We start from the raw sequence: 14,379 nt of genomic DNA on the forward strand, positions 1-14,379 counted from the left end.
GGAGCAGAGTTTTCCCCCCTGCCCCCCGCACCCCGCCCCTCTGCCTCTTCTCCATGCCCAATGCCCAATTTTTCAATAAATTTTTCCAGCCCCCAAACAATTGCTGGAAAAATCCGATATGTCACCTACAATGGAGATAGCGGAGACGCATGTTTCCGTTCACTCCTCACACCACACTCCGCCCGGACTACTGTTCGGGCGGTTCCTTATGTTTGTAAATAAATTCTAGAGCTTCTTTGCAAATGTACATCCTCTACTCCCAAGCTGAGGTTTTTGCTATGGTAGAATTTTCACCAAGCTCAGATATTATTGGCGAAGGTTTTAGGCATGTCAGCAGCCGCACAAGTTACCGATTCTAGTTTTAAGCAAGAAGTACTCGAAAGCGATGTACCTGTTTTAGTGGACTTTTGGGCACCCTGGTGCGGACCATGCCGTATGGTAGCTCCTGTTGTCGATGAAATTTCCGAACAGTACAAAGGTCAAATAAAGGTCGTAAAAGTCAACACAGATGAAAATCCTCAAGTTGCTAGTCAGTACGGCATCCGGAGTATTCCCACGTTAATGATTTTTAAGGGTGGACACAAAGTCGATATGGTGGTCGGCGCCGTGCCTAAAACTACATTAGCTTCCACTCTCGAAAAGCATCTTTGAAACTCAATCGGCAATAAAATCCTCTTGAGTTATCCATTTTTTTCTAACTTTAAGTTAATTTTTATAAACAAGTTTGAGAGACACCAATTCCTCGTCTCTCAGACTTGTTTACATTTGTATACAGTTTCAAAAGATTTTAAGGAGTCTTCTACCTCAAAAACAATTCCCTAATTTCTGGACTACCAATTTTTATACGCTAGTACCTACCGCAAGGCGGAAGTCACGTCGCTTCTCTACGAGACGCCAAGGGCGAACGCTCCGAATTCAAAATTCAAAATTAATGATCCCCATAGACAAATTTAGGGGCTTGTATCGTTTTCGTTTTCGGTCAAAAGTCAAAATAATTGTATTCCAAGCGGGGTAAGTTTTGGATTCAACATTCAAAGTTAAGAATCCCCATAAAGAAAAAATTTATACCAATTTGAAAAATCATTGCGACAGATGAATTCACACTAAGGTAGGGCATCAAGACGATTTCCATCCAAAATGGTGTTTAGTTGCTCTATAAATACAGAAATATTCACGCCAGACAGCTATTTATCAGGGTTTGATCACAACCTAATTGCAATCTTGCTCAGTTTGCTAGAACTTAGAGACAGATTAAAATCAGCAATAAAATCAAGTCTGTTAGAGAAAATCAACACTGATATATTTCTAATTAAGTTCCACGGATGTTGAAGTAGCGATATATTTTGATAATCTATCTCCCATAAATCAACTGTTCGTTGTTGAATCTATGAAGTCTTATTTAGCCGCCGCTATTCAATTGACCAGTGTGCCCGATTTACAGAAAAATTTGGCACAGGCAGAAGAATTAATAGAGCTTGCCGTGCGTCAAGGTGCTGAATTGGTGGGTTTGCCAGAAAACTTTTCCTATATGGGAGAAGAAAAAGATAAACTCGCACAAGGGGATGCGATCGCTCTTGAAAGTGAAAAATTTCTCAAAAAAATGGCCCAACGCTTTCAAATTACGATCTTGGGCGGCAGCTTTCCACTTCCAGTAGATAATACAGGCAAAGTTTATAACACTACTCTACTCATCGATCCCAGCGGTGAAGAACTTGCCCGCTACTACAAAGTACACCTATTTGATGTTGATGTCCCCGACGGCAACACCTATCGCGAATCAAGCACAGTTGTGGCTGGTACGCAACTACCCCCCGTCTATTTTTCAGAAAAACTCGGTAATCTAGGGCTTTCTATTTGTTATGATGTCCGCTTCCCGGAACTGTATCGTCATCTGGCAGATAAGGGAGCCGATGTTATCTTTATTCCCGCCGCTTTTACCGCCTTTACAGGCAAAGACCACTGGCAAGTACTACTACAAGCCAGAGCCATCGAAAATACCGCCTACGTCATCGCTCCTGCCCAAACGGGGAATAACTACAGCCGTCGTCTAACCCACGGCCACGCCGTCATTATTGACCCTTGGGGTGTAATTTTAGCCGACGCTGGAGAAAAACCGGGAATTGCGATCGCAGAAATCAAGCCTACTAGGCTAGAACAAGTCCGCCGTCAAATGCCCTCTTTACAGCATCGGGTGTTCTAGGGACTGGGAAGAAGCAGGGGGGCAGGGAGCAGGGGGCAGGGGAGAAAAGTTTTCCCTTCAGCAATAGCAGCACCCCGCCCCTCTGTCTCTTTTCAATGCCCAATGCCCTTTACCTGCACTGATCATTTCTTGCGGCTGGCTTCCTAGTAGTTGATTAATTTGCAAAAACAGCCTCCAAGTCAGGATACGTAACCTAAAATTGGCAGTGATTACAAATACCCCTAAACATTGCTGCTATTTTCCATCCGCATAATTTTTAATTTTTTGTATGATTTCGCTCTCTCCCATTCTCCAAGCAAGACTCTCCCAACCCTTAAAGATTGGCTCCTTCGAGGTAAAAAGTCGGGTTCTCCAGTCGCCTCTATCTGGAGTGACAGATATGGTGTTTCGCCGTATCGTGCGTCGCTATGCCCCAGATTCAATGATGTATACCGAAATGGTGAATGCTACGGGGTTGCATTATGTCAAGCAATTACCCAAAATCATGGAGGTAGACCCAAATGAGCGCCCAATTAGCGTTCAACTATTTGATTGTCGTCCAGATTTCTTAGCAGAAGCAGCAATCAAGGCAGTTGCCGAAGGTGCTGATACTGTTGATATTAATATGGGTTGTCCGGTAAATAAAATCACTAAAAATGGTGGCGGTTCTTCGTTATTGCGGCAACCAGAAGTAGCAGAAGCAATTGTGCGGGAAGTGGTAAAAGCTGTTGATGTCCCTGTGACAGTCAAAACCCGTATTGGCTGGAATGATAATGAAATTACGATTCTCGATTTTGCCAAGCGGATGGAAGATGCCGGGGCAAAAATGATTACGGTACACGGACGCACTCGCGCCCAAGGTTACAACGGTAATGCCCGTTGGGAATGGATTACCCGTGTAAAAGAAGTGCTTTCTATCCCAGTGATTGGGAACGGAGATATTTTTTCTGTTGAAGCGGCGGTGAGATGTTTAGAACAGACTGGCGCTGATGGCGTTATGTGTTCCCGTGGGACTTTGGGTTATCCGTTTTTGGTGGGAGAAATCGATCACTTCCTAAAAACTGGGGCAATGTTACCGAAACCTACGCCAATTCAGCGTTTGGAATGTGCAAGAGATCATTTACAAGCCTTGTGGGAATATAAAGGCGATCGCGGTGTACGTCAAGCCCGTAAGCACATGACTTGGTATGCTAAAGGTTTCGTTGGTGCTGCCGAACTTCGAGGACAGCTAAGTTTAGTTGAAAAAGTAGATCAGGGTTTGGCAATGATTGACCAAACAATTGAAAAATTGGCTAATGGTTATGAACTTGAAGAAGAAGCACAAGGTAGTTTGGTAATGCTGTGACGTACCTACACCACAGGTCGGTGTAGGCTTCTCAGAGACTCTTCAACGAAGACATAATCTGAGCTTTTAGGGCGTGCGTCCCACGCGCCTTTATGTTAAGAGATGCATTCAGATCCCTGCACAAACTGACCTTACAATTAGGGCAATTGTGCGTTCTTTCTGATAGCGGCTTCATTACCTTAGTGCCACAATTAGAGCATTCAAGGCTTGTGCCGTTTAGACTTATAGCAACTACTTTCAGCCCAGCATTTTCGGCTTTGACTGTTAGTATCGAAATAAATTGACCCCACAACTCACGCGCATTCATGAGCCAGCGCTGTAGACGGGTTTCCCGTCGCAGGCGACTGGCGTCCCCACACTCCGTCTAGTGAGATGTGGGACTTCTGCTGTAAAAGTTAAAAAATTGATAAGAGGCAGGGGGCAGGGGAGGCAGGGGAGGCAAAACTCAACGCCAGTCTCCATTTCTCCCCCTGCTAAAGATTTGCTTGCCTCAACCAAGAAATTCCAAAACCTACGCAGTATTGCTCCGCTGCTTTTTCATTTTACGAAAGCGATCGCTGTTTGTCTTTAAGCCAAAAGAAATTTTTGGACTCAGACATACAAGCCATCGCCCCCCACTGAAATTTAAGCCGCACAAAAAATCGGGGCAGGTTTCAAGCCTGCCCCGACATCTGATATACTGCGTCCTACGGCTGTTGCCACAGGCTTTAAGCTATTAACTAAATGCACCATATCTTCTAGAGAAAGTGCTTGACGGGCATCGGAAACAGATTTTTCAGGTTCCGGGTGACATTCAATAATTAATCCATCAGCACCACAAGCGATCGCAGCCCTAGCCATAGGTGCTACCAACTCTCGTTTACCGACGGCATGGGAAGGATCTACAATTACAGGCAGATGAGTGATTTGCTTGAGTGCTGCCACTGCCCCTAAATCTAGGACATTACGGGTGTAATCGTCGAAACTGCGGATACCTCTTTCGCATAACACCACATCAGGATTCCCGTGGCTAAGGATATATTCAGCAGCCATAATGAATTCTTCAATTGTTGCTGCTAAACCACGTTTGAGTAGTATTGGTTTACCAGCTTGTCCTAAAGCTTTGAGCAAGTCGAAGTTTTGCATATTGCGGCTACCAACCTGAAGCATATCAGCGTGGGCGGCCACTACTTCAATTTGGGAAATTGACATCACCTCAGTGACAATCGGCATATTGTAATGCGATCGCACCCTTGCCAAAATCTCTAATCCTGCTTCACCCATACCTTGGAAAGCGTAAGGAGATGTGCGGGGTTTGTAGACACCGCCACGCAACCCCTGTACTGATGCAGTAGATAGCTTTTGGGCAACGATCTCCATTTGCTCTAAACTTTCAACAGTGCAGGGCCCGCCGATAATTACGAGTTCTTCACCCCCGAAAGCGACTTTTTCTGAAATTTTAACGATCGTCTGGTGATTAGGATGAGATTGTGCGGCAAGTCTAGCATTAATCATGGTTTTATCTCCTGAAAACTTAGGGATTGGGGATTGGGTATTGGGTATTGGGTATTTGGAAAACTTTTTCCCAGTCCCTAGTCCCCAGTCCCCGATAACAACAAAAAAGCCCGAAACCTTTGAAGAGTTCCGGGCGCGTTCTGATTCATTGGCATGACGCTATTTACCCGGAACTTAGTTTGGGCCAAAAGTAAAAGCCATAAAACCAACTACTGAAATAAGTCATGACAATGAAATTCTCCTTAAAAAAACAAAAACCGCAGAGTTCACTCTGCGGTTCACCGGGGGGGGTTTCCATTAGGAAACTTAATTCACTCCCGGTGAACCACCCTAAACCAAAAATAAAAATAGGAATTTGTGTTAAGCATTTGCGGGGCTTTTGCTGGAAATTCTAAAAACTATACCTATGTAATTTAAGATTATCAGGAAGAATAAGCGGTGTCAACACCTCCACAAACTATAAAAAAGCGATAGACTCATTACAACTGTGGGGATCAAGACTAGTACCGCAAGGCGGAATTAAAAATTAAAAATTAAAAATGAATACGACGTAAGCGTTTTATTGATTTGGAATGGTGAGGCAGTCCGGTCTTCTCCCAAAGGGAGAGGCTAGCGCCAAGGGGGTTTCCCCCATGAGGAACTGCCGTTAGCGCAGCGTTAGCGAGCCTGCGAGCGTCACCCGTTAGCGCAGCGTTAGCGAGTCATCGAGCGTCAGGGGTGGTTTATTTCCGCCGTGCTGTACTAGTAAAACTTTGCAAAATTCCAAATCACGCTCTGTACAAATTTCCGAACCACCAGAAGTTAACGGAGCCAGGATTGAAAAGTTAAAACATATAATTCTCCTGACTAATTACCTTATCTTGTGAAAGCTTATTGCAGACAATTGACAATCGCCATACATTATTATTCTTACCAAAAGTCCTCATTGACCAGATCAAATTTTTAGGATCATCAGTTTGATTATGCCTAGTTCCAAAATCTTAGCCCAATCTTTCGACTATTATGGAGCTTACCCCTGCCCAGTCTGTCGGATAGGTAAGATTTCTCACATGCCATTGATGGAAGCTATGGCTTGTGACTTTTGTCAAGAGATTTTTACAGTCAACTTAGAATTACAGCAAATCAAGATGCCTTCTAGGCAACCACCTTTAACTTGGCGTTGGAATGGCTTAAGTTGGACAGAAGGCCAGTTAGAAGGTGTGGAATTAGGTTGGGGTTATGGACTAGCAGCAGCAGTTTTTGTAATTCTGCCCACGACTCTAATTGGTATAGTCGCTTACTATTTTCCTGCTAATCTCAAGGAACCCATAACCTGGATGCCATATATTTGGACGATAATAACTTTTTTATCACATCTATCAATTATTGTTTGGATTTTTATTGAAGTCTATCAGATTCCAGTTGCAGCATATTTGAGAGCGATCGCACGATGGAGGAATGGGGAGATGGGGAGATGAGGGACTGGGGGCTAGGAACTGGGGACTAGCGAATGGAAAACAACTCTTACCTTACTTAATACCCAATACCCAGTCCCCAATACCCAGTCCCCAATACCCAATGCCCAATGCCCATAAACAATAACAAAAGATGCGGCGGATAGATGGCTCCATCACTGATAATTAAGTTGATTGTCCACCAAAATATCGTATGAGCGATCTGGAGCGGTACTATAGAGTTTTGGAATTAGAGCCTGGGGCAACACTTGAAGAAGTGAACCAGGCTTACAAAGATTTAGTCTTTGTTTGGCATCCCGATCGCATTCCTAAAGAAAATCTCCGTTTACAGCAGAAAGCACAAGACAAGCTGAAAGCCATAAATGAAGCTCGTGAAAAGTTGCGTTCTCTAAAAACCAAACATCAAAACACACATAATTCACCGCCACCTCAACAGGAAAAACCATCTCCAACAACCCAGAAACCACCGAAGCAAAACTCAGACTTGAGTGGCAAAGACTATAGTCGGGCAAATTTGAGCAATAAAGACTTATCTGGCAGAAATCTGAGTTATGCCAATTTGAGTGGTGCTAATCTCAGTGATACTTTTATGCACAAAGTCAACCTTAGAGGTGCGAATTTATCTGAAGCAAATTTATTTCGGGCAAACCTACTTTTAGCGGATCTCAGGGAGGCGAATTTACGCGCTGCTAATTTGATTGGAGCGGATCTCAGTGGGGCCGACTTGCGAGGAGCCGACTTGACGGGAGCGCGGATTCGCTCTGGTGAGCGCCTTCTGGTTAAACTAGTTGGCACTAACTTAGCAGGAGCAATTATGCCTGATGGTGCAATTTACCAATAACTAAGGTTGCTTTATGACACCGAGTCTATGAGAAAGCAATCTGCCGTTTGCTTGCTGAATCTACCGAAATGAGAAAACAAGCAAACGGCATTTTGAGTAACAAACTGCTTGTAAAATTGGATGTTATACATCAAGGCTTTTAGGCACTGTGAACTTTTTTATCGGTTGTGCAGTTTGGGCATATAAAGGTTGGGTGGGCGAACTCTATCCCCAAGGCACTCGCACTGCCGATTTTCTCCATCTCTACAGTCGTCGCTTCACCACTGTAGAAGGTAACACCACTTTTTATGCCGTGCCTAACCAAGAAACTGTAACCCGTTGGGCTGCCGAAACACCAGCAGGTTTTGAATTTTGCCTAAAATTACCACGAGATATTACCCATCAAGGTTTGCTACAACCTTATATTCCGGCGGCTTTAAAATTTCTGGAGGGGATGCGCCCTTTAGGTAAGCATCTTGGCCCAATCTTTGCTCAGTTACCACCTAGTTATGCACCTGCATTACTTGACGATTTGACCAACTTTCTGGAAGCTTGGCCGCATACAGAAGCACCCCTAGCGCTGGAAGTTCGGCATCCCGACTGGTTCCGGGAACCCCATGCTAGTAATTTGACAGCACTTTTAAAAAAGTTAAGTGTAGGACGAGTATTATTAGATTCGCGCCCCATTTATACTGGAGATGATGACCCACAATTGCAATCGGAACGACGTAAACCCAAATTACCGTTGCAATTGAGTGTGACAGCACCTTTTACTTTGATTCGGTTTATTTCTCATCCGAATTTATCAGTGAATCAGCCATTTATGGAAGAGTGGGTAAGACAGATTCAGCAATGGTTAGAGATGGGAGTGCGAATTTATTTCTTTGTCCATTGTCCAATAGAAGCGCGATCGCCCAGCACAGCCCGTCACTTCCAACAGCTATTGGAACAAAGGGGAACATCAGTTCCACCCCTACCTTGGAATAACCTTGAGCATCCCCCCAATCAACTCAGTTTATGGTGAGTATATTTAGTACATAATTGGTGTTGTAACACTTTTATATGAAAGCGAGTTTTTTAAAAGCAGTTTTACCAAAGGAGGTTGAGATGAGTCGTCTTCTTTATGAAAATTCAGTCTCATATAAAGGATATCTTATAATTCCATTTGTTTTTAGCAAAGCAGATAATTACGAGATTTATTCGTATAAATTAATATCTGAAATTGCTCACAGGAGCAAATTTCATAAAGTAGAAAACCCAGTAGGTCTTTATGGAAGCGGCATTAGTAACATCATTGATATTGCTAAAGAGCATATCGATCAAAATTCGGAGTTTGTTCATCGGGGAGATAGTTTTAAGTCTCGCTACATTTACCGAAACAATTTGATTATTATCTTTCAAGAAGAAGACAAATATTTTTATGACCATTACCCACCAGAGTTATTGAATAATATTGCAGCTCCAAAGTTATTCAAATCAGAATATGAATGTCTGAGTTGGATTAAGCAGGGATTTGATGGGCGATATGTGGGGCAAAGAGCTATTTGAAAAAGGTAGAAGTGAAACGGGCGGTTAGAAACCGCATCTACACAAACAAAAGCTACCGATCCTGGGTTTCAAAACCTTGATTTGACCTTAGTCCTCGGAGGCGGACAATGCCAGTGTAGCCGCGAATTCCATAAGACTGTTGGTCGAATGGCACTAAGAAAAGCTAGAAAGATTGTGTAGCCTCGTTCCCAGCCTGGAGGCTGGGAACCAGTTAGGGCAAGGGCTGTGTCTTAACTTAGTGTCATTCGACTGTTGGTCAATTCTCTCTCTTGTTTGACCCCTCACCCCTAAAACCTTGGTTTGGCGTTCCTTTCCCGCCCTGAAATAAATTTCGGGCTAATAGCTCAAGTCCGTTGAAACGGACTCAAATCAGGGAAATCAAGAGCAATAGATAATAATGGGTTAGACCCCCTATTAATTCGCCAACAGTCTCAATACTGCTTGGTTAAGGATTTTAAACTGGAATTTGGTTTTGGGAAAAGGTTAAAGGGTAAAGGTTAAAGGTTTTTTCTTTCCCCTTTCCCATTTCCCTTTTCCCGTTAACCGACAAGTATTGCCAACAGTCTAATGGAATTCGCCAGGGCAAAAGTAGACACCAATGAGCATTGCTTGAGCAATGCTGTGCCCTGATGACAGATGTGGTTCAGATACATGAAAACTAGGTTTGCAAGAAACTTTTGCAGACATCGAAACCTTGGCACAAGAATGCCATTTCCGCAATTGTCAGCATAATAACGAACCGGATTGTGTTGTGCAACAGGCTTTGGCTGAGGGAAAACTTGATTATTCTAGGTTTCTTAGCTAAGAACAATACACTTGGGTTAAGGGCTACTGGCAACAATTTTGGGTTTTCGAGACGCGATAAATCGCCGTCTCTACAAGTGTTTTGTTGCTCATTCTGAACTGTAGAACACATTTTTTACCACTCAACGACCGGTCATTTGCTCCAGCTTTTCGGGGTATCTAGCTCCTTGCACCTCGATCTTGGAGGCGGCGTCATCGATATCACGCAGATCGTCGGGCGTGAGTTCAACTGATACTGCGCCGATGTTTTCGTCCAAGCGATGCAGCTTCGTGGTTCCTGGGATTGGCACGATCCACGGCTTCTGGGCTAATAGCCAGGCGATCGCAATTTGAGCCGGTGTCGCCTGCTTCTGTTCGGCGATGCTGCCGAGCAGATTAATCAAGGCCTGATTCACCTTGAGAGCCTCTGGCGTGAAGCGAGGCAAGGTGCTGCGAAAGTCGGAACTGTCGAAGGTCGCGTTTTCGTCGATCTTGCCAGTGAGAAAACCCTTACCCAGAGGGCTATACGGGACAAAGCCGATTCCGAGTTCCTCAAGGGTCGGTATCACTTCCTTTTCAGGAGTTCTCGTCCACAGCGAGTATTCGCTCTGGAGAGCAGTGACCGGCTGAACCGTGTGGGCGCGACGAATCGTTTGCACTCCTGCTTCCGAGAGTCCAAAGTGCTTCACCTTACCTTCCTGAATCAGTTCCTTCACCGCTCCTGCTACGTCTTCGATCGGCACGTTCGGGTCAACTCGGTGCTGATAGAGCAAGTCGATTGTTTCGATCTTGAGTCGCTTGAGTGAACCCTCCACGGCCTGCTTGATCTGTTCTGGTCGGCTATTCAGCGCAGGCGCACCCTTCATCCCACGGGGATCGGAATTAGGACTCAGGTCAAACCCGAATTTGGTGGCAATGATCACTTGCCCACGGAAGGGAGCGAGGGCTTCGCCCACAAGCTCTTCGTTTGTGAACGGGCCGTAGACTTCGGCGGTGTCAAAGAATGTCACGCCGCGATCGACGGCAGCCCCCAGAAGGGCGGTCATCTCCTGTATGTCTTTGGGTGGGCCATAAGAAAAGCTCATGCCCATACAGCCCAGACCGATCGCCGAGACTTCCAAATTGCTGTGTCCAAGTTTGCGCTTTTGCATTTTTTGAACTCCTATCTTTGATTTAAAGGAATGTGAGAACATATTCTTCGCTAGTCAATCGTTATCATCGCCATTACTCCGTCGCCACTTCATTCAGGCATTTCAACGCATTCAGTGTTCGGGGATATCCCACCCAGGGCAACAATTGTGTAATCAGATCCAGTAGTATGTCTTTGCCGTTGCCGATATTCAGGTTGCCTTGAATGTGCCCCTTGATCTGTGATTCAACCCCACCCAGAGCAATGAGGATAGACAGTGTGATCAGCTCCCTGACTTTGATGTCTACGCCATTGCGGGTGTAATAATCGCCAAAGCAATTGGCAGACAGAAATCTTTGAATGTGCAGTTGGTCTTTAGGCGATCGCTCATACATTTGATCGATACTCTCGCCGAACACAGCTTTCTGTATTGCCAGCCCTTTGTCGTAGCGTGTTTCCGGGCTAGTGGTCGATTGCCCTTCTAAAGGTAATTGAATGCCCCTGCTGGACATCACTTCATTAGTGGCATGAACGAAATCAAATGCTTTCGCCATACCCACGTAGGGTACTGACTGATACAGGATCTCTTTGATTTCAATCGGCGTTACTCCGACATTGAGCGCAGCGTCCACCATCACCCTGTATTCGCTGACTGCCTGGCTACCGATGATAGATGCCAAAATCAGCACGACTCTTGTCTTTGTATCCAGCTTGCTAAGAGCAATTACTTCGTCGAAGGCGAAGTTGTCAAAGACTTCGATCAGTTCAGGGTCGGTTACTTTCAGGGTCGATTTGTGGTTTGGAAAGAGTTCTTCATGGTTTTTATATGCCGCTTCACTTATCCTTACAGAGTCCTTCTGCTGTGTATTTGTCATCCGCACCTCCTCTCCTTATTTGGGTTAAAATTCTATGGTCGGCGATTCCGTCTATAATCCCGTGCGCTTTTCCAACTCTTCTGGATAGCGATCGCCTGACACTGGAATTTGCGCCAATGCCTCGTCGATGCTCTGCAACTCGTCCTGCGTCAGTTCGATATCTGCTGCCGCAATGTTTTCTTCCAGGCGGCTCAATTTGGTCGTGCCGGGAATAGGCACAATCCACGGTTTTTGCGCCAGTATCCAGGACAGGGCGATTTGTGCTGCTGTAGCTTTCTTCTGGTTTGCCACCTCTTTCAACAAATCTACCAAGGACTGGTTGGCATCAAGAGCCTCCGGCGTAAACCGGGGAACAATGCTGCGGAAGTCGGATTTGTCGAATTTTGCGTTCTTGCTGATACTGCCTGTCAGGAAGCCTTTACCCAAAGGACTAAACGGCACAAAACCAATTCCCAACTCTTCCAGGGCAGGCAGTAAGGCTTCTTCCGGCCGTCGCCACCACAGGGAGTACTCACTCTGAACGGCAGTCACCGGCTGGACTGCGTGCGCCCGGCGCACAGTCTGTTCACCCGCTTCTGAAAGCCCCCAATGTTTGATTTTGCCTTCACCGATCAAGTCTTTGATGGTTCCAGCTACATCTTCGATCGGCACTTGAGTATCTACACGGTGCTGATAGTATAAATCAATCACGTCGGTGTTTAAGCGCTTTAGCGAACCTTCTATGGATTCCCTGATTGCTGATGGATGACTGTTCTGCACCTGCTTCCCGTCCTGTACCTTGATGCCGAACTTCGTGGCAATGACAACGCGATCGCGGTAAGGTTTGAGTGCTTCGCCTACCAATTCTTCATTGGTGAATGGCCCATAAAGTTCGGCTGTATCAAAGAAGGTGACACCACGCTCCACTGCGGCTTGGAGTAGAGAGATGCTTTCTTGCTTGCTGAGGGTATGGCTGTAGGCATGGTTCAACCCCATACAGCCCAGCCCGATCGCCGAGACTTCCAGATTACTGTTTCCAAGTTTGCGTTTTTGCATTTTTTGAACTCCTGTGTTTGAGAATTAAGGTCGTACCATGACTTTGATCGCTTCTCGACTATCCATTGAGGCATACCCTTTGGGGACATCATCGAGATCAACGGTTAAATCGAGAACAGCAGAGGCGTTGAGTTTGCCTGCTACCGTATCGGCTAGCAATTCTGGAATGTAAGCACGGGCAGGGGCAGCCCCGCCTCGTAAGGTGATGTTTTGTCTAAATAAACGACCCAGATTGAAATTGTGGCCGCTACCGTGTGGCACACCCACATACCCGATCGCTCCACCAGGACGCGCAATGCCGATCGCTGTTGTCATTGAAGACTCACTGCCCACACACTCCAGTACTGACTCTGCGCCGCCCTGAGTTATCTCCTGTACTGCGGCGATCGCTTCTTCCCCTCGACTGCTGACAACATCCGTTGCACCAAAACGTCGCGCAATCTCCAGCCGCGATGCGTGTCGCCCTAAAATAATGATGCGTTCAGCACCGAGGCGTTTGGCGGCAAGCACGCCACATAAACCCACAGCCCCATCACCAACGACTGCAACTGTGCTACCTGTGCGGACACCTGCTGAGATAGCAGCATGATGTCCGGTAGACATAACATCGGTAAGCGGCAAAATGGCGGTGAGGAGGTCATCATCATTTTCAACGGCTTTGGGAATGACGACTAATGTGCCATCGGCCAAGGGCGAACGGATGGCTTGGGCTTGTCCACCATCGTTTGTGCTTCCCCCCCAAAAACCACCATGTACGCAAGAGGTTTGAATTCCTTTATGGCAGAATTCACAGGTACCATCGGAAAACGCAAAGGGAGCGAGGACGCGATCGCCTTTTTTGAGAGTGCGAACCTCAGAACCAACCTCTTCCACAATTCCCATCCATTCATGTCCTGTTCGCCAACCTGGTTGCCACTCTTGCTCACCTCGATAGAACCACAGGTCAGATCCGCAAATACAGGCGTGAGTAATTCGGACAATGGCATCTGTGGGCTGTTGAATTACGGGGTCGGGAACATTCTCAACCCGGACATCACCAGGGGCATAGTAAACGGTTGCTTTCATAGAATAATCTCCAAAGTGAAAAACTAATGCTTGCCTTTGTTTGTCAGTTACGAGTCTGGAGCCGGAATCTTCATTCCTTCATACTGCTCGTCGCTGACCTTTTCCAGCCAGTCTACGGGCTTACCATCAAGCCATTCCTGAATGGCGATGTGCGTCATGGATGTGGTTGCTGTAGCACCATGCCAATGCTTCTCACCTGGCGATATCCAGATTGTGTCTCCCGGTCGAATTTCCTCAATCGCGCCGCCCCAGCGTTGTACAAGGCCAGAGCCAGCTGTCACGATTAGGGTTTGTCCCAACGGGTGGGTGTGCCATGCTGTCCGAGCGCCAGGTTCAAATGTGACACTAGCGCCAGACGTGCGTGCTGGATCGTGTGCCTCGAACAGGGGGTCAACGCGGACAGTGCCGGTAAAATATTCAGCCGGCCCTTTGGCGGAAGGCTGTGAGCCACTTCTTTTGATGTCCATTTTCTTAATTCCTTTACTTGATGCCATTTCGATGGCTAGTAGGCAAGTCTCTTGCCCAATCAAAACTGAGTTTTATCTTGAATAAAAATCCAGAATCTTTACAAGAAGCTGAAATCATTTTTCCTTGCTTTAGCTTCATCTTAGGCATTTTGAAGGGCAAGCAATAGGACGATAGTCTAAGATTG

Annotated in this window: 16 protein-coding genes; 9 read left to right on the forward strand and 7 right to left on the reverse strand. The window is 46.0% G+C overall.

From position 1 onward, the window contains the following. Nucleotides 1-327 precede the first annotated feature (327 nt). The 3 genes from trxA to dusB all read left to right on the forward strand — a co-directional run bounded on the left by trxA (nt 328) and on the right by dusB (nt 3,524). Nucleotides 328-651 (forward strand): thioredoxin, encoded by a 324-nt coding sequence (trxA, locus tag V7L07_RS30030; RefSeq protein ID WP_179068773.1) that lies wholly within the window; start codon nt 328-330, stop codon nt 649-651. Between the two features lie 736 nt (nt 652-1,387). Continuing rightward, complete coding sequence (locus V7L07_RS30035; RefSeq protein WP_334698701.1) at nt 1,388-2,200, forward strand: carbon-nitrogen hydrolase family protein; 813 nt, start codon at nt 1,388-1,390, stop codon at nt 2,198-2,200. Nucleotides 2,201-2,468: 268 nt separating this feature from the next. Next, on the forward strand, nt 2,469-3,524 hold the full coding sequence (dusB, locus tag V7L07_RS30040) for a tRNA dihydrouridine synthase DusB (protein ID WP_335062930.1): 1,056 nt from the start codon (nt 2,469-2,471) through the stop codon (nt 3,522-3,524). 31 nt (nt 3,525-3,555) lie between these two features. On the opposite strand, the gene V7L07_RS30045 is transcribed toward dusB, so the two are convergent. Then, the gene (locus V7L07_RS30045; protein WP_335062932.1) at nt 3,556-3,831 is read right to left on the reverse strand and encodes a transposase; all 276 of its coding nucleotides are present in this window, start codon (nt 3,829-3,831) and stop codon (nt 3,556-3,558) included. A 317-nt stretch (nt 3,832-4,148) separates the two neighbouring features. Then, nucleotides 4,149-5,018 (reverse strand): 3-deoxy-7-phosphoheptulonate synthase, encoded by an 870-nt coding sequence (aroF, locus tag V7L07_RS30050; RefSeq protein WP_335062934.1) that lies wholly within the window; start codon nt 5,016-5,018, stop codon nt 4,149-4,151. Between aroF and V7L07_RS30055 the strand changes: the two genes are divergently transcribed. The 6 genes from V7L07_RS30055 to V7L07_RS30080 all read left to right on the forward strand — a co-directional run bounded on the left by V7L07_RS30055 (nt 5,017) and on the right by V7L07_RS30080 (nt 9,645). Further along, nucleotides 5,017-5,175 (forward strand): hypothetical protein, encoded by a 159-nt coding sequence (locus V7L07_RS30055; RefSeq protein ID WP_335062936.1) that lies wholly within the window; start codon nt 5,017-5,019, stop codon nt 5,173-5,175. The two genes, aroF and V7L07_RS30055, sit on opposite strands and share 2 nt — an antisense overlap. An 805-nt stretch (nt 5,176-5,980) precedes the next feature. Next, a complete protein-coding gene (locus V7L07_RS30060; RefSeq protein WP_335062938.1) occupies nt 5,981-6,475 on the forward strand; it encodes a hypothetical protein in 495 nt (164 codons plus the stop codon). 190 nt (nt 6,476-6,665) lie between these two features. Continuing rightward, nucleotides 6,666-7,313 carry a pentapeptide repeat-containing protein gene (locus V7L07_RS30065; RefSeq protein WP_334774975.1) on the forward strand — a complete coding sequence of 216 codons (648 nt, stop codon included), beginning with the start codon at nt 6,666-6,668 and terminating at the stop codon, nt 7,311-7,313. A gap of 148 nt (nt 7,314-7,461) precedes the next feature. After that, a complete protein-coding gene (locus V7L07_RS30070; protein WP_335062940.1) occupies nt 7,462-8,316 on the forward strand; it encodes a DUF72 domain-containing protein in 855 nt (284 codons plus the stop codon). 83 nt (nt 8,317-8,399) lie between these two features. Continuing rightward, the gene (locus V7L07_RS30075) at nt 8,400-8,840 is read left to right on the forward strand and encodes a hypothetical protein (RefSeq protein WP_335062983.1); all 441 of its coding nucleotides are present in this window, start codon (nt 8,400-8,402) and stop codon (nt 8,838-8,840) included. A 664-nt stretch (nt 8,841-9,504) separates the two neighbouring features. After that, the gene (locus V7L07_RS30080) at nt 9,505-9,645 is read left to right on the forward strand and encodes a hypothetical protein (protein WP_335062941.1); all 141 of its coding nucleotides are present in this window, start codon (nt 9,505-9,507) and stop codon (nt 9,643-9,645) included. Nucleotides 9,646-9,766: 121 nt separating this feature from the next. On the opposite strand, the gene V7L07_RS30085 is transcribed toward V7L07_RS30080, so the two are convergent. From V7L07_RS30085 to V7L07_RS30105, 5 genes are all read right to left on the reverse strand, one after another. Beyond that, complete coding sequence (locus V7L07_RS30085) at nt 9,767-10,774, reverse strand: aldo/keto reductase (RefSeq protein WP_335062942.1); 1,008 nt, start codon at nt 10,772-10,774, stop codon at nt 9,767-9,769. A gap of 73 nt (nt 10,775-10,847) precedes the next feature. After that, nucleotides 10,848-11,627: a carboxymuconolactone decarboxylase family protein gene (locus V7L07_RS30090; RefSeq protein ID WP_335062944.1), complete on the reverse strand. Its 780-nt coding sequence runs from the start codon at nt 11,625-11,627 to the stop codon at nt 10,848-10,850. Nucleotides 11,628-11,678: 51 nt separating this feature from the next. Then, the gene (locus tag V7L07_RS30095) at nt 11,679-12,662 is read right to left on the reverse strand and encodes an aldo/keto reductase (protein ID WP_335062945.1); all 984 of its coding nucleotides are present in this window, start codon (nt 12,660-12,662) and stop codon (nt 11,679-11,681) included. A 24-nt stretch (nt 12,663-12,686) separates the two neighbouring features. Next, the gene (locus tag V7L07_RS30100; protein WP_335062947.1) at nt 12,687-13,727 is read right to left on the reverse strand and encodes a zinc-dependent alcohol dehydrogenase family protein; all 1,041 of its coding nucleotides are present in this window, start codon (nt 13,725-13,727) and stop codon (nt 12,687-12,689) included. A 47-nt stretch (nt 13,728-13,774) separates the two neighbouring features. Continuing rightward, nucleotides 13,775-14,194: a (R)-mandelonitrile lyase gene (locus V7L07_RS30105; RefSeq protein ID WP_335062949.1), complete on the reverse strand. Its 420-nt coding sequence runs from the start codon at nt 14,192-14,194 to the stop codon at nt 13,775-13,777. Nucleotides 14,195-14,379 lie beyond the last annotated feature (185 nt).

Source organism: Nostoc sp., from assembly GCF_036916985.1.
GTDB lineage: Bacteria > Cyanobacteriota > Cyanobacteriia > Cyanobacteriales > Nostocaceae > Nostoc.

Bases quoted from the DNA above. Each gene is read 5' to 3' on its own strand.
- V7L07_RS30075 (WP_335062983.1), top strand. From the start codon at position 8,400: ATGAGTCGTCTTCTTTATGAAAATTCAGTCTCATATAAAGGATATCTT.
- V7L07_RS30035 (WP_334698701.1), top strand. From the start codon at position 1,388: ATGAAGTCTTATTTAGCCGCCGCTATTCAATTGACCAGTGTGCCCGAT.
- dusB (WP_335062930.1), top strand. From the start codon at position 2,469: ATGATTTCGCTCTCTCCCATTCTCCAAGCAAGACTCTCCCAACCCTTA.
- V7L07_RS30065 (WP_334774975.1), top strand. From the start codon at position 6,666: ATGAGCGATCTGGAGCGGTACTATAGAGTTTTGGAATTAGAGCCTGGG.
- V7L07_RS30090 (WP_335062944.1), bottom strand. From the start codon at position 11,627: ATGACAAATACACAGCAGAAGGACTCTGTAAGGATAAGTGAAGCGGCA.
- V7L07_RS30105 (WP_335062949.1), bottom strand. From the start codon at position 14,194: ATGGACATCAAAAGAAGTGGCTCACAGCCTTCCGCCAAAGGGCCGGCT.
- aroF (WP_335062934.1), bottom strand. From the start codon at position 5,018: ATGATTAATGCTAGACTTGCCGCACAATCTCATCCTAATCACCAGACG.
- V7L07_RS30060 (WP_335062938.1), top strand. From the start codon at position 5,981: ATGCCTAGTTCCAAAATCTTAGCCCAATCTTTCGACTATTATGGAGCT.
- V7L07_RS30100 (WP_335062947.1), bottom strand. From the start codon at position 13,727: ATGAAAGCAACCGTTTACTATGCCCCTGGTGATGTCCGGGTTGAGAAT.
- V7L07_RS30095 (WP_335062945.1), bottom strand. From the start codon at position 12,662: ATGCAAAAACGCAAACTTGGAAACAGTAATCTGGAAGTCTCGGCGATC.
- V7L07_RS30085 (WP_335062942.1), bottom strand. From the start codon at position 10,774: ATGCAAAAGCGCAAACTTGGACACAGCAATTTGGAAGTCTCGGCGATC.
- trxA (WP_179068773.1), top strand. From the start codon at position 328: ATGTCAGCAGCCGCACAAGTTACCGATTCTAGTTTTAAGCAAGAAGTA.
- V7L07_RS30045 (WP_335062932.1), bottom strand. From the start codon at position 3,831: ATGAATGCGCGTGAGTTGTGGGGTCAATTTATTTCGATACTAACAGTC.
- V7L07_RS30055 (WP_335062936.1), top strand. From the start codon at position 5,017: ATGGTTTTATCTCCTGAAAACTTAGGGATTGGGGATTGGGTATTGGGT.